This is a genomic window from Natrinema hispanicum, assembly GCF_004217335.1.
GTDB classification, from domain to species: Archaea; Halobacteriota; Halobacteria; order Halobacteriales; family Natrialbaceae; genus Natrinema; species Natrinema hispanicum.
The window spans coordinates 227676-247725 of sequence record NZ_SHMP01000005.1 but is presented as its reverse complement, the minus strand read 5'-3'; the positions used below and the strand labels follow the sequence as shown (position 1 = coordinate 247725).

Annotated in this window: 25 protein-coding genes; 21 read left to right on the top strand and 4 right to left on the bottom strand. The window is 64.4% G+C overall.

Features of this window, described 5'->3' with window-relative positions:
* Window positions 1-140: 140 nt before the first annotated feature.
* Window positions 141-1361, bottom strand: coding sequence for an ATP-NAD kinase family protein (locus tag BDK88_RS13350; protein ID WP_130500853.1), 1221 nt, complete (start codon window positions 1359-1361; stop codon window positions 141-143).
* 149 nt (window positions 1362-1510) lie between these two features.
* On the opposite strand from BDK88_RS13350, the gene BDK88_RS22115 reads away from it, so the two are divergent.
* On the top strand, window positions 1511-1639 hold the full coding sequence (locus BDK88_RS22115) for a hypothetical protein (RefSeq protein WP_277613481.1): 129 nt from the start codon (window positions 1511-1513) through the stop codon (window positions 1637-1639).
* A gap of 10 nt (window positions 1640-1649) precedes the next feature.
* Here BDK88_RS22115 and BDK88_RS13345 read toward each other — a convergent pair whose 3' ends face one another.
* Window positions 1650-2333: a competence/damage-inducible protein A gene (locus tag BDK88_RS13345; protein WP_130500852.1), complete on the bottom strand. Its 684-nt coding sequence runs from the start codon at window positions 2331-2333 to the stop codon at window positions 1650-1652.
* A 134-nt stretch (window positions 2334-2467) separates the two neighbouring features.
* Here BDK88_RS13345 and BDK88_RS21805 point away from each other — a divergent pair, with 134 nt between their 5' ends.
* The 4 genes from BDK88_RS21805 (at window position 2468) to queC (ending at window position 4959) form a co-directional block, all read left to right on the top strand.
* Window positions 2468-2824 carry a winged helix-turn-helix domain-containing protein gene (locus tag BDK88_RS21805; RefSeq protein ID WP_130500851.1) on the top strand — a complete coding sequence of 119 codons (357 nt, stop codon included), beginning with the start codon at window positions 2468-2470 and terminating at the stop codon, window positions 2822-2824.
* Window positions 2825-2948: 124 nt separating this feature from the next.
* Complete coding sequence (locus tag BDK88_RS13335; protein WP_130500850.1) at window positions 2949-3428, top strand: 6-pyruvoyl trahydropterin synthase family protein; 480 nt, start codon at window positions 2949-2951, stop codon at window positions 3426-3428.
* Between the two features lies 1 nt (window position 3429).
* A complete protein-coding gene (locus tag BDK88_RS13330; protein ID WP_130500849.1) occupies window positions 3430-4212 on the top strand; it encodes a 7-carboxy-7-deazaguanine synthase QueE in 783 nt (260 codons plus the stop codon).
* A gap of 15 nt (window positions 4213-4227) precedes the next feature.
* Window positions 4228-4959 carry a 7-cyano-7-deazaguanine synthase QueC gene (gene queC / locus BDK88_RS13325; RefSeq protein ID WP_130500848.1) on the top strand — a complete coding sequence of 244 codons (732 nt, stop codon included), beginning with the start codon at window positions 4228-4230 and terminating at the stop codon, window positions 4957-4959.
* A gap of 374 nt (window positions 4960-5333) precedes the next feature.
* On the opposite strand, the gene BDK88_RS21230 is transcribed toward queC, so the two are convergent.
* Window positions 5334-5501 (bottom strand): hypothetical protein, encoded by a 168-nt coding sequence (locus tag BDK88_RS21230; protein WP_165396966.1) that lies wholly within the window; start codon window positions 5499-5501, stop codon window positions 5334-5336.
* 59 nt (window positions 5502-5560) lie between these two features.
* Window positions 5561-6121, bottom strand: a complete 561-nt coding sequence (locus BDK88_RS13320; RefSeq protein ID WP_130500847.1) for a DUF1802 family protein — start codon at window positions 6119-6121, stop codon at window positions 5561-5563.
* 171 nt (window positions 6122-6292) lie between these two features.
* Here BDK88_RS13320 and BDK88_RS13315 point away from each other — a divergent pair, with 171 nt between their 5' ends.
* The 16 genes from BDK88_RS13315 (at window position 6293) to BDK88_RS13240 (ending at window position 20007) form a co-directional block, all read left to right on the top strand.
* Window positions 6293-7600, top strand: coding sequence for a cobyrinic acid a,c-diamide synthase (locus BDK88_RS13315; protein ID WP_130500846.1), 1308 nt, complete (start codon window positions 6293-6295; stop codon window positions 7598-7600).
* Window positions 7601-7680: 80 nt separating this feature from the next.
* Window positions 7681-8463, top strand: a complete 783-nt coding sequence (locus tag BDK88_RS13310) for a beta-ketoacyl-ACP reductase (RefSeq protein WP_130500845.1) — start codon at window positions 7681-7683, stop codon at window positions 8461-8463.
* Between the two features lie 226 nt (window positions 8464-8689).
* Complete coding sequence (gene cbiT / locus BDK88_RS13305) at window positions 8690-9265, top strand: precorrin-6Y C5,15-methyltransferase (decarboxylating) subunit CbiT (protein WP_130500844.1); 576 nt, start codon at window positions 8690-8692, stop codon at window positions 9263-9265.
* Entirely contained in the window at window positions 9262-10002 is a 741-nt protein-coding gene (locus tag BDK88_RS13300; RefSeq protein ID WP_130500843.1) for a cobalt-factor II C(20)-methyltransferase, read from the top strand. The genes cbiT and BDK88_RS13300 overlap by 4 nt, the downstream gene beginning before the upstream one ends.
* Window positions 9995-10882 (top strand): cobalt-precorrin-4/precorrin-4 C(11)-methyltransferase, encoded by an 888-nt coding sequence (locus BDK88_RS13295; protein WP_130500842.1) that lies wholly within the window; start codon window positions 9995-9997, stop codon window positions 10880-10882. The genes BDK88_RS13300 and BDK88_RS13295 overlap by 8 nt, the downstream gene beginning before the upstream one ends.
* Window positions 10883-10884: 2 nt before the next feature.
* Window positions 10885-11862 carry a cobalt-precorrin 5A hydrolase gene (cbiG, locus tag BDK88_RS13290; protein ID WP_130500841.1) on the top strand — a complete coding sequence of 326 codons (978 nt, stop codon included), beginning with the start codon at window positions 10885-10887 and terminating at the stop codon, window positions 11860-11862.
* Window positions 11859-12731 carry a precorrin-3B C(17)-methyltransferase gene (locus BDK88_RS13285; RefSeq protein ID WP_130500840.1) on the top strand — a complete coding sequence of 291 codons (873 nt, stop codon included), beginning with the start codon at window positions 11859-11861 and terminating at the stop codon, window positions 12729-12731. Before cbiG ends, BDK88_RS13285 begins: the two co-directional genes overlap by 4 nt.
* Before the next feature lie 5 nt (window positions 12732-12736).
* Window positions 12737-13711: a precorrin-3B C(17)-methyltransferase gene (gene cobJ / locus BDK88_RS13280; RefSeq protein ID WP_130500839.1), complete on the top strand. Its 975-nt coding sequence runs from the start codon at window positions 12737-12739 to the stop codon at window positions 13709-13711.
* A gap of 1 nt (window position 13712) precedes the next feature.
* Window positions 13713-13979: a ferredoxin gene (locus BDK88_RS13275; RefSeq protein WP_130500838.1), complete on the top strand. Its 267-nt coding sequence runs from the start codon at window positions 13713-13715 to the stop codon at window positions 13977-13979.
* Window positions 13976-14731, top strand: coding sequence for a cobalamin biosynthesis protein (locus tag BDK88_RS13270; protein WP_130500837.1), 756 nt, complete (start codon window positions 13976-13978; stop codon window positions 14729-14731). Before BDK88_RS13275 ends, BDK88_RS13270 begins: the two co-directional genes overlap by 4 nt.
* Before the next feature lie 13 nt (window positions 14732-14744).
* On the top strand, window positions 14745-15977 hold the full coding sequence (locus tag BDK88_RS13265) for a CbiX/SirB N-terminal domain-containing protein (RefSeq protein ID WP_130500836.1): 1233 nt from the start codon (window positions 14745-14747) through the stop codon (window positions 15975-15977).
* 53 nt (window positions 15978-16030) lie between these two features.
* Complete coding sequence (locus BDK88_RS13260; RefSeq protein ID WP_008009735.1) at window positions 16031-16402, top strand: DUF3209 family protein; 372 nt, start codon at window positions 16031-16033, stop codon at window positions 16400-16402.
* A 2-nt stretch (window positions 16403-16404) separates the two neighbouring features.
* Window positions 16405-17679 (top strand): outer membrane protein assembly factor BamB family protein, encoded by a 1275-nt coding sequence (locus tag BDK88_RS13255; RefSeq protein WP_130500835.1) that lies wholly within the window; start codon window positions 16405-16407, stop codon window positions 17677-17679.
* Window positions 17680-17795: 116 nt separating this feature from the next.
* A complete protein-coding gene (locus tag BDK88_RS13250) occupies window positions 17796-18632 on the top strand; it encodes a hypothetical protein (protein ID WP_130500834.1) in 837 nt (278 codons plus the stop codon).
* Window positions 18629-19102 (top strand): hypothetical protein, encoded by a 474-nt coding sequence (locus tag BDK88_RS13245; RefSeq protein WP_130500833.1) that lies wholly within the window; start codon window positions 18629-18631, stop codon window positions 19100-19102. Before BDK88_RS13250 ends, BDK88_RS13245 begins: the two co-directional genes overlap by 4 nt.
* 59 nt (window positions 19103-19161) lie before the next feature.
* Window positions 19162-20007 (top strand): hypothetical protein, encoded by an 846-nt coding sequence (locus tag BDK88_RS13240; RefSeq protein ID WP_449406707.1) that lies wholly within the window; start codon window positions 19162-19164, stop codon window positions 20005-20007.
* Window positions 20008-20050: the final 43 nt, after the last annotated feature.

The window sequence follows — 20050 nt, the reverse complement described above, 5'->3', positions numbered from 1 at the left end:
TGACCCGACCTTAATCTTGACTATATGGTCATTATCTCGAGTGCGATCGTTATATGGTTGTGATTGATGGCCGTTATGAATCGCCCCTTAAATCATTCACACAGTAACCCTACAAAACAGCCAGTAAGCAGCGCGACACGTCAGGACACGGGCATCATTCGCGTTGTGAACCGCCCGGTCCGCACCTGTTGCCACCCTCGGAGATCATCGTCGAGTTCCTCGTCGTCGGTGTCGACGTGAAGCGAGTCGATCCCGTCTAGCTTCTCGTCCGAGGCGACGACGGCGATCTCGTCGGCCTGACGGATCACTGGCGGTGAGATCTGGTGGTTCCCGCGACCGAAAAGAAAGCCCTGTCCGCCGATCGGCGAGACGACGATCGTCACCGGATCCTCGAGGACCTCGAGGAGATCCGTTTCCGCAGCGTCGCGGGCGAGTACCGTCCCCTCGCGCCCGTCGGAGTCGCGTTCGGAGTCAGTTTTGTCCGGTTCGGTATCGGCTGCGGCCCGCCAGACGTCGACGCCCAACGGCGAGGCATCGATGCCCAGTGCCGCCTCGATCGCGCCGACGGTGCTGCCGGGGCCGAAGACGTAGGTCCGACCGGGTTCGACCTCGCGGGCGAACCCCGTCGCCAGCGAGTCGACACTCCCGCTCGAGACCTGCTTGCTCGATTGGAGATCCGGCGCGACGGGGACCGGCACGATCGCCCGTAGCGCCGTCCTGACCTCACCCTCGCGGTAGGCGTCCTCGTCGATGTCGTTGACTTCGCGGGGTTCGACGCGATCGAACTCGGCAGCGATCCGGCCGGCATCGGCCGGCGTCACCCCGAAGACCGACGAGTAAATCTTGACCCCGGCCGGGACGCCGAGCATCGGCGTTTCGGCGGCGTCTCGCGGTGTCGCTGCAACTCGCTCTGCCTCCGCGGTGGTCGTGTCTTCGAGCACGTCGGCGACATCGACGGCGGTGCCGTCGCCACCAACGAACAGGATCAACTCGACATCGTGCTCGAGTACCGCACGGACGGCGCGCCGGGTATCGGCTGCCGTCGTCTCGGCGTTCGCAGGGTCGCCGGGCCGTGCCGGATCGGTCGCGTCGTCCTCACGGACTGTTGCTGGATCGTAGACGACCGTCGGCTCGTAGCCAGCGTCTCGAGCTGCCCGTTCACCCATCACGCCGGCGGCGGTGTAGACGGTGAGGCCGGGTGCCCGCCGATGGAGCGAGCGCAACGCTTCGCGTGCCCGCTCCGGCGCTCGCGGCTCGGCACCGCGACGGCGCGCCTCCTCGAGTTTCCCGTCGGTCCCCTTCAGCCCGACCCGACCACCCATCCCGGCGATCGGGTTGACGACGACGCCGATGGATTCCATACTCGAGCGTCGCACGCCAGCCAGAAAGCGATATCGTGTCGCCGACCGGAGACATCACCGTCGTCGCGGATCTGCGAGCAGGCGGCGACGGAGCGAGCGACGCGCACGATTTCTGAAGGATTAAGAGGGATGCGGTCCGAGCGCCAACCATGACCACACTGACCGATGCCGCTGTTCTTGCGACGGAAACGCAGCTCCCGATGAACATTGTCGGCTGGGGCGCACTCGCGCTGGGCCTGTTCGTCGTCATCGCTTGGACGCTCTATCTGTACCGCTGACGGCACCGGGTTACGGTGATTCGACCCGCTCACGCAGCCACGCGGCCGCGTCGGCAACGGTCGTTTCGTCAGTCCCTTTGAGTTCGATCCGGACCGAATCGCCCGGATAGCTCCCGACGGAGACGTCGAACCGGTCCCGCAGTTCGGCAATCCGATCGAGGAGTGCGCTTTCTGGTTCGTCGGCGACGATCGCCTCGCGGTAGGTCGCCGTCCCGGCGAACTCGTCTGCAATCGTCTCGAACATCGCCTTCATTTCGCCGGGGACGCCGGGAAGCACATAGACACCCTCGAGTGCGGCACCGGGGGCGACGCCCGCGTCATTGTGAAGCGCCCGCGCCCCCGCCGGCAGTTCGGCGGTCCCGGCCACGAGATCGTCGCGGCTGTACCCGTCCGCCTCGAGCCAGGCGAGGGCCTCGTCGTGGTCCTCGAGGTCGCGCCCGAGGGCGGCAGCGACGCCCTCCATCGTGAGGTCGTCGTGGGTCGGCCCGAGCCCGCCCGTGACGATGACGGCGTCGTACTCGGCGCGATGCTCGTTGATGACGCGAGCGATGTCGCTCACTCGATCCGGAACCGTCGTGACGCGCTCGACGTCGACGCCACGATCGTCGAGTTGCTCGCAGAGCCACGTAGCGTTCGTATCCGTCGTTCGTCCAGCAAGCAGTTCGTCTCCGACCGTCACGACCGCGACATTCATACCGGGGCGTTTGCACCCGTGGTTCAAATGCATCTCGCCCACCTCTTGTTCCGAATACTGTCATATCGTTATGATTTTCGATAAAGTGGTAGTAACCACAAGATTCAATTCTGATAATTAGTAACGAACGGAGTATGTCTCGGAGTCAGATAAAACAAACCGAGGGGGACTCGGCTGCAGTGCTCTCCGCATTGGGGAGTAAATATAGCGTAGAGATACTCTGTGCAGCAGGTACACCGAAATCAGCACAAGCGCTCAGCGAAGATATCGAAATTCCGATCGCAACCTGTTATCGTCGGATCGAAGAACTCGTTAATGCTGGACTATTGATATGTGAGGGGCGGCGACTATCCGATGAAGGAAGACGAACGAACATCTATCGCCGAACGTTAGACGAGATCGAGATCGATTTCTCGGACGAGACACCCGAATTCTCGCGCAAGCGTCGTACCGAGGCGAAAAACAGGCTTCAAGACCAACTCGAGAGCTGAGGCGGCCGCCGCCAGTCAGCGACCGCTCGCGTACAGTTTCTCCCGTCGACACACGACGACCACGTTCGGGAGTGGGTCGGCCCCAAGCGGCCATCCTTAAGTATTCTCGAAAGAATACCGAAGTATGACCACTCCCGCTGAGACACGCGACGCCGGACCGGCCACAACGACGGATGACAGTGTCGTCGGACACCGTCGTGTCCTCCATGTCGGCCGTGATCGGCCGATCAGAATCAGCACCGGCCACCGGATTCGACATCATGACGGCAAGTGTTCGCGGCCGCATGGCCACAACTACGAAATATCCGTCACCGTCGCGGGACAGCTGACCGAGGAGGGCTGGATCGCCGACAAAGGTGATATTACCGACGTCATCGACGAGTGGGATCACATGTTCCTGCTCGAGGCCGGCGATCCCCTTATCGAGGCCTTCGAGGCGGCCGGCGACGATGATGCGGTCGTCGTCCTCGAACACCCGCCGACGGCCGAGGTGATGAGCGTCGTCTTAGAGCGGAAACTCGCGGCAGCCTTACCCGAGACGGTGACCGATGTCGCGGTACAAGTTAACGAGACGAACGAACTCTGTGGGGGGAGCACGCTCTGAGATGCCAGTTTCCGATTCCGCCGGCCGTGTGACCGACGCCAAGCCCAGTGGCGACGAGTCAGCCGACGGCTTGCCGATCAACGAGTTGTTTTACTCGCTGCAGGGGGAGGGAACGCTCGCCGGCGTCCCGTCGGTGTTCGTTCGCACGAGCGGCTGTAACCTGCGGTGTTGGTTCTGTGATTCCTATCACACCTCCTGGGAGCCGACCCACGCCTGGATGAGCCTCGAGGAGATCGTCGCCGAGATCGACTCGTATGACGCCGACCACGTCGTCCTCACCGGCGGCGAACCACTGCTCCACGAGAACAGCGTCGCCTTGCTCGAGGCGCTTGACGACCGGGGCTATCACACTACCGTCGAGACCAACGGGACGATCTACCGGGACGCGCCGATCGATCTCGTCTCCGTGAGCCCGAAACTCGCAAGCAGCACGCCGACGCCCGAGCGCGATCCGTCGGGGGAGGGTGAGTGGGCCGAGCGCCACGAAGCCGATCGGATCGACCTCGAGGTACTTGCACGGCTGGTCGCCGAGTACAACGTCCAGCTCAAATTCGTCGTGACCGACGCCGACGACATGCCGGAGATTCTCGAGTTGCTCGCGGACCTGCGAGCGGCTGCTGATGTCCCGATCTCCGACGAGGACGTCCTCCTGATGCCCGAGGGAGCGACCCGCGAGCGACTCGCCGACACGCGTAGTCGGGTTGCCGACCTGGCGATGGAGTATGGCTTCCGGTATACGCCGCGGCTCCACGTCGACCTCTGGAACGATGCGCCCGAAACGTAACCGCTCGCTCTCACGATGACTGATACACCACGCGACTCCGCAGCCGACGAATCGACCACGAAACGCGCCGTTGTCCTCCTCTCTGGCGGCATGGACAGCGCCACCGCCGCCTACGAGGCTTGCGAACGGGGCTACGAGATCTACGCGTTGCACACGTCCTACGGCCAGCGCACCGAGGATCGCGAACTCGAGTGTGCCCGCCGGCTGGCCGACGACCTCGATGCGGCCGACTTCTTGCGGATCGAGACCGGCCACCTCGCGGCGATCGGGGCCTCGAGTCTCACCGATGACGACCTCGCCGTCGAAGACGCCGACTTGGAGAGCGACGAAATCCCATCGTCGTACGTCCCCTTCCGAAACGCGAACTTGCTCGCAATGGCAGTCTCGTATGCGGAGGCAAACGACTGTGATGCGGTGTTCATGGGTGCTCACAGCGAGGACTTCTCGGGGTACCCCGACTGCCGGCCTGCGTTCTTCGAGGCCTTCGAGCAGGTGGTCGACGTCGGCACGAAACCCGAGACCGAGATCGCGATCGAAGTGCCGTTCGTCGAGCACTCGAAGACCGACATTGCCGCACGCGGCGTCGAACTCGAGGTCCCCTACGAACACACCTGGAGTTGCTACCGCGAGAACGAACCCGCCTGTGGGACCTGCGACGCGTGTGCGTTCCGGCTGCAGGCGTTCCAGCGGATCGGCGTTCGCGACCCGATCGAGTACGCCGAGCGGCCATCGTACGTCGACGAATAATGGTTGCGCCGTGATACTATTGGACAGCAGTCAATACGAAGCCGGTCGCGAATTTGCGGCCGGCTTCACATCGTTCTGTCCGGCAGTATGAAAATCGGTACCGCGTCCGGTACCGAGTGCCCCCAAACGGCCACGCGAAATGGTGCTCAGATCCTCGTTCGTGCTTTTCTCTCTCCGTTCCCCGAGGACGCGTGGCCCGTCTCATCGATACCTGACACGCGAGACAGCCGTCCAATCACCGGACTTGCTATCGCCCAGTGACAGGGTTGACTCCGCGCTGCGCTATTATAAGTGATCTGCTTGTGAATGTCATGCATTGATGTCTCGGCTCGAGGGTGCCACGCATTGGACTCGCGGCGAAAACCGGCCGACTGCTACCTGTCGCCTTCGTATTCCCGAAGCACCGTCGACACGGTATTCGACACGTTCTCGAGCGCGACGGCGTTGGTCTTACGCAAGTCTTCTTGCTGGCGGGCCGCCTCTAAGTGGCGAAGCGCCGCACGAAGATGCTCGCCGGTCTCGGTGTCGGTCGTGTCGGTCATGGTGTCTCGAGGGAGCGGGCATAACGGACTCGAGCGGTTAAATTCGTCGGTGGTGTCGGTCACTCGAGCGCGTCGCGAACCGCCGCCCGGCGTTCGGCGAACGTCGCGTCATCCAGCACCTGTGTGGCTGATTCGCGGTCGATCGCGACGTCCTCGGCTAAGTCGATCCAGGCCCGACAGCCCCGGTAGCTGCCGCGTTCTTCGATCAGTCGGGGCGACTCGAGTTCTGATACCCGGAGCAACAGTACCCGCAGCTCGTCGTCCGGCCCGTACTTGTCGCGCAGACCATCCGGCGTGTAGACGTAGTGGCGGGCCAGTGCCTCGAGCTCGTCGCTCGAGACGGTATACTCCTCGCGGACGTCGGCGATCGCACGGATCGGCACGCCGGCATCTGGTTTGGCGCTCGCTCGGTGGTAGTAGCTCTCGAAGTCGGACTCATAGCGGTCCGGGTTCTGGTGGCTGTACGCCGGGTAGAGGATGAACGGCTCATCGATCTCGCCGGGATCGAGCGTCGGGTGGCGAACGAGGACGGTCTGTGCGCCGTCGATCAGGGCGTTGACGACGCCGGCGCGCTCTTTCAACGCAGGCATCGAGTCACTCGTGGATTCGATGGAACTCATATTTCCGGCCAATGCAAACGACGTACAAGTATCCTGTCGGTTGGCAGTGGGTGTCGACGGATTCAAGTCGACTTGTACTAACGCAAGTACAATGATGCTAGTGGGACCTGTCGCGCTCGCGCGGACACGGACTGCAACTGCAGGGATGGCTGTCGTCCCGGTGTGGAGCCGATGAAGGGGTTCGTCCTCGGCGGCGTCAGCTCCGGCGTCGGGAAGACGGTCGCGACGCTGTCGATTATCCAGGCGCTCGAAGACGCCGGCCACGCGGTCCAGCCGGCCAAAGCGGGCCCGGATTTCATCGATCCGAGCCACCACGAGGCGATCGCGGGCCGGCCCTCTCGGACGCTGGACCTCTGGCTCGAGGGTGCAGACGGCCTCCGTCGGAACCTCCAGCGCGGCGCGGGTGACATCTGCGTCGTCGAGGGCGTCATGGGCCTGTACGACGGCGACGGCTCGAGCACCGCCATGGTCGCCGAAGCCCTCGACCTTCCTGTGGTCCTCGTGGTCGACGCCAAAGCAGGTATGGAAAGCGTCGCGGCGACCGCCCTCGGCTTCCGAGAGTATGCCGACGCGATCGGCCGTGACATCGAGGTTGCGGGTGTCGTCGCCCAGCGTGCCCACGGCGGCCGCCACGAAGAGGGGATTCGCGACGCCTTGCCCGATTCCCTCGAGTACTTTGGCCGGATTCCACCCTCGAGCGACCTCGAGATCCCCGACCGGCATCTCGGGCTCGAGATGGGCGACGAGGCTGCGCTTCCACGCGAGGCGCTCGCGGACGCCGCGGAGTCGCTGCGGGCCGACCAACTGGCGGCCGTCGCGAGCGAGCCACGTGCGCCGGAGACGCCGATCGCGCCTGCCGAGCTGGTCGACACGACGATCGCCGTCGCCAGCGATGCGGCCTTCTGCTTCCGGTATCCGGCGACGATCGAACGGTTCCGCGAGCGAGCCGATCTGGTCACGTTCTCGCCGGTCGCGGGCGATCCCGTTCCTGAGTGTGACGCGGTCTATCTCCCCGGTGGCTATCCCGAACTCCACGCCGCCGAACTCGAGGACGCGGGCACCCTCACTGACCTGGGCGAGTTGGCCGCCGAGGGGCTGCCAGTGCTCGGCGAGTGCGGCGGTCTGATGGCTATGACTCAATCGCTGACGACGGCCGAGGGCGAGACGAGCGAGATGGCCGGTATCCTGCCCGCGGACGTGACCATGTGCGACCGCTACCAGGCGCTCGATCACGTCGAACTCGAGGCCATCGAGGGAACGCTGACGGCAGCCGCCGGCGAGACGATTCGGGGCCACGAGTTCCACTACTCGAGTGCCGACGTCGCCGGCGACGCCCGATTCGCGTTCGAGACGGTCCGTGGTGATGGCATCGACGGCGGCCACGACGGCCTGACCGAGTACGGCTCGCTTGGCACGTACGTCCACGTTCATCCCGAGAGTGGGGCGTTCGATCGGTTCCTCGAGCGCGTCGGTCGATGACGACGTAACATTCACACAGCCATTCACGGATTTTGAAACTCGGTCGAATAGTTAACACGTGGGAGCGCATATCATATGTCATGGCTGAAACAGTCCAGCGCCTCGAGCCCCTCGCGCGCAAGCCACTGACCGACCGCACCTGTCTCGTCACCGGCTCCTCGCGCGGGATCGGCCGCGAGATCGCGTTCGAACTCGCCCGCTGTGGGGCCGACGTGGCAGTCAACTATCGTTCCTCGGACGAACTGGCCCGTGAAGTCACCGAGACGATCGAAGAAAACGGCGAGACGGCAGTTCCCGTTCAGGCGGACGTCTCCGATCCAGCACAGGTCGAGCGGATGGCCGAGGAAGTCCGGGCTGAACTCGACGAAGTCGACGTCCTCGTCAACAACGCGGGCATCACCGTCGATCGAACGTTCGAGAACATGACCTACGAGGACTGGCGGACGGTCATCGACGTCAACCTCAATGGAACGTTCAACTGCACCAACGCGTTCTACGAGGACATCAAGACGTCCGATCACGGCCGGTTGATCAACATCTCGAGCGTCGTCGGCCAACAGGGCAACTACGGGCAAGCCAACTACGCGACCTCGAAAGGCGGCCTCTTTGCGTTTACACGGACGCTCGCGCTGGAACTCGCCGCGCACGACTCGACGGCCAACTGCGTTGCACCCGGCTTTACCGAGACGGATATGCTCGAGAAGGTTCCCGAACGCGTCCAGGAGAAGATCCGCGAGGACATCCCGCTGGATCGGTTCGCCGAACCCGAGGATATCGTCGGCATGGTTCGGTTCCTCGCCGGCGATCAGGCCCAGTACATGACCGGCCAGGTGCTTGGCATCAACGGCGGCATGGAGTGGTAATCGCGCGGTAGTCGCGTTTGCTCGGGTCGCTGGAGTTGACTCGAGTTTCGTTTTGAAGTTCGGCTCGAGCTCCTGCTGGTGGCCTCTCAGCTGACCGTTCTCGTTGGGCTGACTGTCCGATCGCATTTGACAACGGGAGTTGTGCTACTCCAAGTATAGCTGGGCAACCGCAGTTGGTCTACTCCAAACAAAATTGTTTTAGGGTCGGGCTTACTTCCCACGGATGATGCCACCCATCGCGCTTCCACACGACGCGAAGGCCGGACCGACCAAGCCGGAGGTCCGGGCCGTCGTCGGCTCGAAGCTCGCACTCGAGCCCGACGACCACTTCGCGGAAGTCGGCTCCTGTACTGGAGCCATCACGATCGAAGCCGCACAGCGAGCCGGGCGGGTGACCGCCATCGAGCGCAAACCCGACCGCCTCGAGACGACGGAGCAGAACATCGCCGCTAACGAGGATGCGATTCAAGCAGACATCGAACTACGCAACGCGGAAGCGCCCGAGGGATTGCCCGACGATGCCGACGCGCTCTTTCTGGGCGGGAGTCGCAACTTCGAAGCAGTGCTCGACCACGCCGTCGACACCGAAATCGACCGCGTGGTCATGAACGTCTCGCGACTCGAGGTCGCCGGCAGAGCGACCGAGGCCTTCCGCGAGCGCGACCTGCTCGAGGAAGTCGTCCAGTTCCAGGTGAGCCACGGCTACGAACTCGCCGGCGCGACGAGTTTCGACTCGGACAACCCGGTCTACATGCTGGTCGGGAGCGCAACTGACGAGACGGACGACGAGGTGAGCCGATGACGCTGTACGGCATCGGACTCGGCCCCGGCGAGGCCGATCTCGTGACGGTTCGCGGGAAAGAAGTCCTCGAGTCGGCCGACGTGGTCTACTCGCCGGGCCGCCTCTCGCGGACGGTTGCACTGAACCACGTCGACGAGTCGAAGATCGGGGACCTGGACTTCCCGATGACGAAAGACGAGGAAAAGCTGCGCCGGGCGTGGAAGGAAGCCGCGGCGGAGATCGCCCCGAACGCTCGCGACGGCGACGTCGCGTTCGTGACGCTGGGCGATCCGAACGTCTACTCGACCTTTGGTCACCTGCGCCGGACGATCGACGCGTTCCACTCCGACGTGGACCTCGAGATCGTCCCCGGCGTCAGTGCCGTCACCGCGTTTGCGACCGCGATGGGAGTCGAAATCGAAGCCGGCGCGGGGCTCTCGCTACGAGAGGCCGCCGCCGGCGTGAGCCCGACGGGACCGGACCGGATGATCCTGTTCAAAGTCACCGACGCACCCGCGACCCACGAGGGCCTCGTTGAGGCCGGCTACGACGTGACCTACGGTCGCCGGCTCTTCATGGAACAGGGCGAGACGATCATCACCGACGACCCTGAGGAAATCGACGAGCGCGACTACTACACGCTCGCCTACGCCGAGAAAGAAGACCTCGAGGTCGAACAGGCGACGGCTGCCTTCGAAACCGAGGCGAGCGACGCTGGAAGCCGTTCTGCGACAGCCGCGGAGGAAACCGATGACTGACGAGACACCCAACGACCCGCAGGACGCGATCGACTCACAGAGCGACCGCCGCCGTGAGGAACTGGACGACCGGATCTTCGAGCACAGCGCCGGCGACGACCAGGAGGGCGTTCCCTTCGTCGGGGCCGGCCCCGGCAACCCGCGACTGCTGACCGTCGCGGGCAAGGAACTGCTCGAGGACGCCGACCTCGTCGTCCACGCGGGCTCGCTGGTCAACAGCGAACTCCTCGACGAGTACTGTGCCCACGCCGAGTTGGTGAACTCGGTCGGGAAGGACCTCGAGGAACTGATCCCGCTGATGCGGGACGCCTACGAGGACGGCGACAACGTCGTTCGGCTCCACAGCGGCGATCCCGCCATCTACGGGGCCGCACTCGAGCAAATGGACGCGTTAGAACACGAGGGCGTCCCGACCTACTTCGTGCCGGGCGTCACGTCGGCCTTTGCCGCGAGCGCGACGCTGCGAACCCAACTGACGCTCAACGAGGTCTCGAATCACGTCGCCTTCACCCGACCGCAGGGCAAAACCCTGACCGAGGAGGAAGACCACATCTCCGACTTCGTGGAGATGGGCGACGTGACGACCTGCATCTATCTGGGAACGCACGCGGTTCGCGATACGATGGATCGGTTGCTCGAGGACGACCACGATCCCGAGACGCCGGTCGCGGTGATTTATCATGCGTCGTGGCCGGACGAGGACGTGATTATCGGCGATATCGGGACGATCGCGGACAAGGTCGAGGAGGCGGGCTATCGCGCCTCGGCGCTGGTCGTCATCGGCGACGCCGTGACCGGCGCGGGCTACGAGCGATCCTTCCTCTACGGTGACTGGGCGAATCGCGGTTCAAACGACGCTGACGAAGCCGAGAGTGACTAATCATGAGCACTGACGACGACAACTCGAGTACGGACTCCGGCGGCCACTGTTCGACGCCGGATTCGGACGGTGAAGTCGCCGAGGAGATCGCGATCATCTCCTTCGGGCGGAAGATGGACACCGCCGAGGAGATCAAAGCGGAGATCGGCGATCGCTACGAGACGATCGACATCATCGAATACCACGGCGACGTCTTCGAGGAGCACTGGGGCGAGTACGACTGCTTTATCGGCCTGATGGCGTCGGGCATCGCGATGCGCAAGACGGCCCACCTGCTCGACGACAAGTGGGAGGACCCCGCGATCTGTGTCGTCGACGAGGAACTGACGTGGGCCATCCCGATCACGGGCGGCCACCACGGCGCGAACCAGGTCGCACAGGACCTGGCGACGATGGGTGCCGTCCCAGCCATGACGACGGCTTCGGAGGCCGCGGGCAAACAGGGCGTCGAGTCGAAGGCGAAGGCGATGGACGCCCACGTCGTCAACGGCGACTCGACGGTCAAAACCAACCTCGCCGTCCTCGACGACAACCTCGGTCCCGTCGCCCGCCTCGAGGGCCCGAAGGCCGTCCTCGTCGGCGACGACGTCACCGTCCTCAAGCGCAACAAGGACGACGGCGTCGTCATCGGCACTGGCAGCGTCTCCGGCGCGAGCAAGGAGTCGTTCCTCGCCGCGTGGGAAGAGGCACTCGAGCAGACCGACTACGACTTCGACGACGTCGAGTTCGTCGCGACCGCGACCCGGAAAGAAGATGAAGAGGGGCTGCTCGCAGCGGCCCAGGAACTCGATCTGGGCGTCGTCGCTTTCGACAAGGAAACCTTGCTCTCCCACGAGGGACCAACCCCCTCGAAATCGAAGGAACTGATCGGTTGGCCGGGCGTCTCCGAGGCCTCCGCGATCGCCGGCGGCGCTGAACAGGAACTCGTCCTCGAGAAAATCGGCTACGAAAACGAGGTTACGGTGGCGATCGGCCGATGAGTTCCGACACTGACTCAACTCCTGCCGATGGCACGCCCGACGACCACGGGACCCTCTACGTCGTCGGCATTGGCCCCGGACTGCCCGAGCATATGACCCTCCGGGCCAAGGAGGTCATCGAATCGGCGGACGTCGTCATCGCCTCGAGCCTCTATCAGGAGTTCCTGCGCAACGACGGGACGCTCCCGCCGGAGGATGCCGTCGACGATGACGGCGTTGCGACTCGCGAGGACGGCTTCGAGCAGGAGATCGTCCGCTCGACGATGGGACGGCAGATCGAACTCGCTCGCGCGGCGTTCGACCACGTCCGAGAAGGAAAGGACGTGGCTCACGTCTCAGGCGGCGATCCGTCGGTCTACGGCAAGTCCGACCTCATCTTCAAGATGGCCGAGGAGGACGACGCGACGGACGTGCCGATCGAGATCGTCCCCGGGCTGACGGCGGCACTCGGCGGCTCGGCGAACGTCGGCGCGCCGCTTTGCAACGACTTCTGTACCGTCTCGCTGTCTGACAAGTGGCGCGGCTGGGACGAGATCGAGGAGAAACTGCGCGCGGCTGCCATTTCGGACTTCGTGATCGTCCTCTACAACTGCTGGCGCAACTACGAGGAGGCCGTCGAGATCGTCCGCGAGGAGCGGACCGACGACGCCTACGTTGCGATCGTCAACGACGCCGGCCGCGAAGACGCCGGCCGAAATGGCGAGAGCCACTTCATTACGACGCTCGGCGAGGCCGCCGACCACGACGACAAGGTCTCCGGAATGGGAACCTCGCTGATCATCGGCAACCACGAGACCGAAACCTGGCGTAACGACGACCGAACGTACCTCGTCACCCCGCGCGGCGGGCGTGACGTCGACGATTTCTAATATTCATGAGCACGGACACCAACGCAGACGCTGACGACGAATCGACTTCCAAGTGTGGCGCATCGAGCAGCAGCACCGACGACTCGAGTTCGAAATGCGGCGGCTCCTCGAGTTCTTCCTCGTCCTCGAGCAAGTGCGGGGCCTCGAGTTCCGACGACGACTCTAACGAGCAGGAAGTCGGCGCGACGGTCGATGACTTCGACGCCGAGCCCGGCCAGCTGATCGCCGTCGGCCTTGGCCCCGGTCACCCGGAGGGGATGACCGAGCGCGCGAAAGAGGCCTTACTCGAGGCCGAGCACATCGTCGGCTACACGACCTACATCGAGCTGATTCCCGACGAGATCACCGAACAGGCCGACGACATCTACGACACGCCGATGTGCGGCGAAGTCTCCCGGACCGAGGAGTCGATCGACCGCGCGCTCGCGGGCAACGACGTGGCGATCGTCGGCAGCGGCGACCCCAACGTCTACGCACTTGCGGGCTTGGCACTCGAGATCCTCGAATCGAAGGGCGCAACGGCCTCGATGGTCGACTTCGAGGTCGTGCCCGGCGTCCCGGCGGCCCAGTCCTGTGCGGCCCGGCTGGGTGCCCCACTCGTCAACGACACCGTCTCGGTCTCGCTGTCGGATCACCTCGTCCCGATGCCGGAAATCGAGTCGCGGCTGCACGCAGTCGCGAGCGAGAACTTCACGATCACGATCTACAACCCCTGGAGCCGCAAGCGCCGGGAGAACTTCGAGAAGGCCTGCGAGATCCTGCTGACCCACCGCGATCCCGACACGCCAGTCGGCATCGTCCACGGTGCCGGCCGCGAGGACGAACAGGTGATGATCACCGAACTCAGCGAACTCGAGGACCTAGGTGAAAGCGAGATCATCGACATGACGACGACGATCGTCGTCGGCACCGAGGACACCTACGTCTGGGACGACCGGATGGTCACGCCGCGTGGCTACGAGACGAAATACGACTACTGACATGCCACGATACGAAGTCACCATCGAGAAAGACGCCTGCGACGGCATCTTCGCCTGCCTGACCCGTGACCCGCGATTTATCGAGGGCGCGGACGGCCTCGCGACGGTTGATCCGGACGCCGATCCGGTCTACGACTGCGAGGGCGAGGTCACCGACACCGCCGAGCGGGTCGTCGCGACGTTCGACGACGACCGCATCGAGGAAGCCCAGCAGGCCGCAGCAGCCTGCCCGACGGACGCGATCATCGTCGAGGAGGTGGGCGAATGAGCGACACCGACCCGACGGCTGACGGCGACGCCCTCGAGATTGCGGTCCCCTCGGACCCGCTCGCGGGACACGCCGCCACGGCGTACTTCTGGGGCCACGTTGCCGGGAGCGGGCGCGTGGTTCGGAGCGAAGCGAGAACCACGGACGGCGAACGGCGAAGCCGTGAGCATCTCGAGGTCGTCACCAACGACGAGGAGTCCGCCCAGGTGCTCGCTGCGATCGCGGGCGGGGATGTCGCACACGAGACGACGACCCGCGAGTACGCCCACGACACCTCGATCACGCGCACGGAAGACGAGTACACGCTGTCGATCGGCGACGGGGATGATAGACGGCTGTTAGGTCGAAACAGCACGCTCTCGCTCCCCGTCGACGGCCGCGGAAACTACCGATTCGGTGCGTTCTCGAGTCACGATCGGGAGCTCCTTCGGGGCCTGCTCGAGGGCAGTGGCACGATCTGCTTTAAGTCCTCGAGTGGCACAGTTGGCATTTCCTTCGTCCACGACGACCGAGAACTGCTCGAGGCGACACAAGAGCTGATTGCCGACTGTCCAATCGACGCCCCCACGGGCGACCTTTCGGCGACCTCGTCGGGTGGCTACTGGTTCGGCGTCGACGACGACGCTGTGCCCGCGTTCGGCACCTGGCTCTACGAGAACTGCGAGGAAACCGGCCTGTTCGCGCCGAGTCGCCGCCGCAAGCTCGAGCGGAGCATCGAGCAAGCGTCGGCGTACGACGGCGACCAGCCGTAGCTTACCCAGATCGATGAGCACACCTGACGACTCCACGCCCGCGACGGTGGCTGGCTTCGATGACGAAGCCGTCCTCCTGATCGGCCACGGCTCCAGACGCGAGAAATCGAACGAACAGGTCCGCGAACTGGCCGCTGGCCTCGAGTCACGGCTCGGGATTCCGGTCGACGCCGCGTTCCTCGAGCTCGCGGAGCCGTCGATTGACGAGGCCTTCGCAGGACTTGCACCCGTCGCCGATCAGGTGACGGTCGTCCACTGCTCGCTTTTTGCCGCGAGCCACGTCAAAAACGACGTGCCGCTGGCGATCGAGCAGGCCCGCGCTGAACATGAGATCGCGATCAACAACGGCGCACATCTGGGGGTTCATCCCGCCATCTTGGATCTGCTGGACGACCGCGCCGCTGCCGTCGAACGCGAACTGGGCGTCGATCGCACCGAAGATGACGTCGCTGTCGTCGTCTGTGGGCGGGGCTCGAGCGATCCAGACGCCAACGGCGACGTGCACAAACTCGCCCGCTTGCTGTTCGAGGGCCGGGACTTCGACCGCGTGGAGGCGACGTTCATCGGTGTCACGGAGCCGACGCTCGAGGACACCTTGCATGGGCTCTCGAAACACCGCCCCGACGCGGTCGTCGTGCTCCCCTATATGCTCGGCGACGGCGTCCTCACCCAGCGGGTCCGCGACTGGACCGCCGAGTTCGACGAGGACTATCCCTACGTCGACGCGCTGGCCGGCGACCCGCTCGGGACGGACTCACGGCTGCTCGATGTCTTCGCCGATCGCTGGCAGGAGGCGCGATCGGGCAGCGTCGAGATGTCCTGTGACACCTGCAAGTACAAGGTCGACCTCGAGGGCTACGAGGAAGACGTCGGCGGCGCACGCGCTATGTTGCGTGCGCTGGCCCACCAGGAGGCCCACGCCGACCGCGAGGATATCGACGACGAGCCCCACAGCCACGACGCGCCCGCAAAGCACGTCGCGGTTTGTACCAACCAGACCTGCGCGAAAATGGGCTCGCCGGCGGTGCTCGAACGACTCCGTCAGGAGGTCCGGGACTCCGAACACGCCGACGCCCGCATCACGCGGTCGTCCTGTCTCGGCCGCTGTGGCGACGGGCCGATGGTCGCGGTCTACCCCGATGGAATCTGGTACGGCGACGTCGCGGACGACGATGCCGAGCGGATCGTCGCCGACCACCTTGATCGAGACCGCATCGTCAGCGATCTCGTCGATCAAACGCTGTAGCGGAGTTGTATCGACCACTGAGACGACACACGATTTACCACTACCATTCACCCATGAGCTGCCACGAAATCGAAGCACTACGACTCGGATTGATGAACGTCCTCGGTGTCGGGGACGACAGCGCCCGCGAGCACGCGGAGAAAGAACTCGAGGGCCACCTCGAGGGCCCGATTCAGGGCCTCGTAGAGGCCGACAGCCTCACCGAGCTGCAGCGCCATCTCGACGCGGCGCTGGTCGATTTAGAGGAGGAGGTCGCCACGATGGACAGCGACGACCCGGAATACGATTACACGCGAGGGCGACTGCTGGCGGTTCGTGACGCCGAGCGAGCGGTCGGACGGCTGGCCACGCAAGGCGAGAGCATCGTCGAGGGGCTCGGCGATGCCCACGACACCCTCCACGAGACGTTTCCGGTAGAGGAGTGACGATGGCTGAACCTGCACCCGAACACGACAGCGAGATCGATCTCCGACGGGAACCGCTCGGCGAGATCGAGCCAGCACGGAGCCGGCACATGTGGACCCGATCCGCGGTCGGCGTTGCCGAGTCGGGCGACCTCGTCGTCACCGGCGAGTGGGACGGCACCGTCACCGCCCGTGACGCCGATTCGCTCGAGACCCGCTGGACGGTCGATCATCCGGACCACGCGGTCGGCATCGCGTCGCTCGAGGACGACGAAACGATCGTCGTCGCTGGCCGCGGCGACACCGGCGCGATCGTCGCCTACGACGCCGAGACGGGCGAGCAGCGCTGGCGCTACGACACCGCTGACGATGTCGGCGAGGCAGTCAAGGACACCGTCTTCTACCTGCCCTACGTCGTCGCGCTCGAGACCGGCACGGACGCCGACGGAAACGAGCGGCTCTATGCTGCTGCGCGACGCTACGAACGCGACGGCGAGACTCGCCAGTGGCACAGCACGGTCTATGCGTTCGATGCCGACGGTGACGTCTGCTGGACCTACGAGACCGACGCCTCGCCGATCGCGCTCGACCTCGATGCCGACGGCGAGCAACTCGCGGTGGGCTACAACCGCTGTATGGGCGATCACGACACCGGACTGGTCGTCCTCGAGGCCGAGTCGGGCGAGCTCGCGTGGACCTGGGACCCCGGCACCGACGGCGACCGCCGCGTCGGCGACGTCTCATTCGATGGCGAGGCGATCGCCGTCTCGAGTCACGGTGACAAACGCGGCTATCTGCTTGGCCCCGGCGGTGCCGAGCGCTGGCACGTCGACCTCGCGGTCGAAACCGAGATCGACGGCGAGACGCTGTATGCCTATCCGAACCACGCCTACGCGAACGACGGCCGGGTGGCGTTCGTGACAGGCAACACCTATGCCGCGGAGAGTCGCGAAACCGAGAGCCGGCATCCAAACGAACACCGGGTCGCCGCGTTCGACGCCAACGGCGACCTCGTCTGGGACGATGCGGTTCGCGGGTTCGTCCACGGGCTGGCGACCGACGGCGATCGGCTCGTCGCGCCCTGTGCGCAGAACTTCCGGGTTCGCGATCCCGACACCCACGCCGCCCGCTGGTTCGATCTCGAGTCCGGCGCGGAGGGAGTCGAACGCATCGATGGAATCGCTACGGCAGCTGCCGTCGCCGACGACACCGTCGCTGCGATCGAAGAACCTGTCGAGTACCACGACGAGGGAGCGACGCGCGGCGAATACGCGCTTTGTGTCGGCTCGCTCGAGTAGCGCCGATCAGGTCGGTCGGCCAAGCGTGTACAGTTATTTTCCGTTAGCGGGTGACTGATAGCCGCATACGCAAGGCCAACCGCCACAACTGCCCTTGCCTTCTGCTTTTCCGGACAATGACCAGTGAGTTCGCAGATGGCGGACTCGAGGAACGCTTGGATTTCAGGCGGGACGAGCGGTCCTCGAGCCGTCCTGACAGCGCCGTACATGCGGCAGGGCCGCCACGCCGAGTGGTGACTGATGGCGGACAGGCGGAGGTGGAAGAACCGGAAGACGAAACGACCGACAGTGAGACCGGGGGAGAAGTCGAAGACGCACCCGAAAGCGAAGAAACCGAGGGCGAAGACGAGGACGAGATAGAAGAGCCGGAAGTCGAGGAAGAAGCAGCGGAACCGGAAGCGGAAGAGGAGACAGCGGAAGAAGACGAATACCACATCGAAGACGCCGACGACGTCTATCAGGACGAGGCGGTTGCAGGCGTCCTCCATCTCGACCTCGAGGGTCTGTTCCTCGATTTACTCGGCCTCGAGGTGAACCTGAATCCGGTCACACTCGATGTCTCAGCGCGACCGGGCGAGAACAACCTGCTCGGGAACCTCCTTGCAACAGTCTCGGGGCTCTTCGACGGGTCGAGTGGCATGCTCGAGACGGTGGAATCACTGCTGAACAAGCCAAGTGAATTTCTTGATGCCCTGTTCGGGGGTCGTGGTGCCGACGGTGAGACGGAAGGCGAAGACGCAGAACCGGGTGATGACTCCCCCGGCCGCATCTCCAGCGCAGTCGGCTGGCTCAAAGCGAAGCTGGCCGCGCTGGTTCCTAGCTTCCCCACCGAGGAGGTCGTGGCAGCGATCGTCAGTGAAGTAATCGAGCAGGTAGTCGAACGACTCGAGCCCGAGCGCACTGATGCGCCCGGCGAACGGACGGAACCGTCACAAGCGGAGGTACCGTCATGAGCGACAGCACACTGACCCAGCGGATCGATACCGAGAAGATTAGCGACAACGTCGATGTCGACGAACTAGTCGAAGGAACCCAGTGGGAGGACGAAATTGACGGGGACAAGCCGCTCGGCGAAGCGCTGGGCGGACAGATCGGTGCGATCCTCGGACGAGCGATCGGTGAATCCCTCGGGCGGACGATCGGGGACATGGTCGTCGACGAACTGCTCAGTTCCAGCGCTGGAGAGCACGCCCAAGCGGACGAAGAGCCAGCCGACACGGTCGATGAAGCTACAGACGAAGAGCCCACCGCGGAGGAAGCGGAAGCAGCCGGGGACGACGAGGGAGAAGCCGAGCCTGACGGAGACGAATCTGAAGCTGGCGCTGACACGGAACCCGAGTCGGAGGGCGATGCCGAGACGGGCACGGAGGCCGAAGCATCGGCTGACGAAGAACCGGACCAGGCGTCCGAAGCGGAGGAGTAACCCCATGCGACTCGAATACTATGCGCTCCATCGCCGCGGACTAACTCGAGGTGAGAGACGTGAGTGACGGACCGGGACTGAAAGGCATGGTTGCCGAGGAAGTCTCGAATCAGATCGATGTCACCGAGGTACTCGGTGATGGGGGCCTCGAGGACAGCATCGATGGCGGCGACGTCGGCGCAGCGGTCGGCCGCCAGTTCGGCGAGCAGTTCGGACGCGACGTCGGCGCGTCGGTCGGCCGGACTGTCCACGAGACGATCGCCGCGGATGTCGAGGACGGGAAGGAACTCGGCGAGATCCGGGCTGACCTCTCGACGGCGATTCGAGACACCCTCCAGGAGTCGTTCTCGGAACTCGAGGGACGCGATTCGCTCGCGTCGATGGCCAAAGACGTCACTGACGGGAGCAGTGTCGAGGGACTTCTGGACGGTATCGGTGGCGACGAGAGTGGGGGACAGACTGAACCACAGGACGAGAAACCGGCGGACGAAGCGGAAGAACAGGAAGACGAAGGCAAAGAGCGCGACGAACCGGACGCCAAAGCGGCGGTCAAAGAAGCTGCCGACAAAGCAGGAGCGGCAGTCGAGGGAACTGCTGACAACGCAAAAGAGACAGCCGAAGATGTCACGAGCGAATCCAAGGAGACGACCGAGGAAGCCGACTCGTCCGGCAATGGCAAAGACGAGTCGTCGATGGAGCACCTCGAGGACCGCCGGAAGGACACGCTCGAGGATTTCCTCGGCGTGCTGTCCGACAGCGATCTGCAGTCGATCGCGAAAGACGTCGGCGTGAAAGCGAACCGCAGCCGCGAGGAGATGACCGCCGAAATCATCGAGGCAGTGATGGACGATGAGCCGGACTCGGACTCGAACGAGGAGTTGGAACCGGCGGCGGAAGCCGAATGATGGAGTGAAACACACCGTCCCAGCGTCGAACGGGGGACGAACG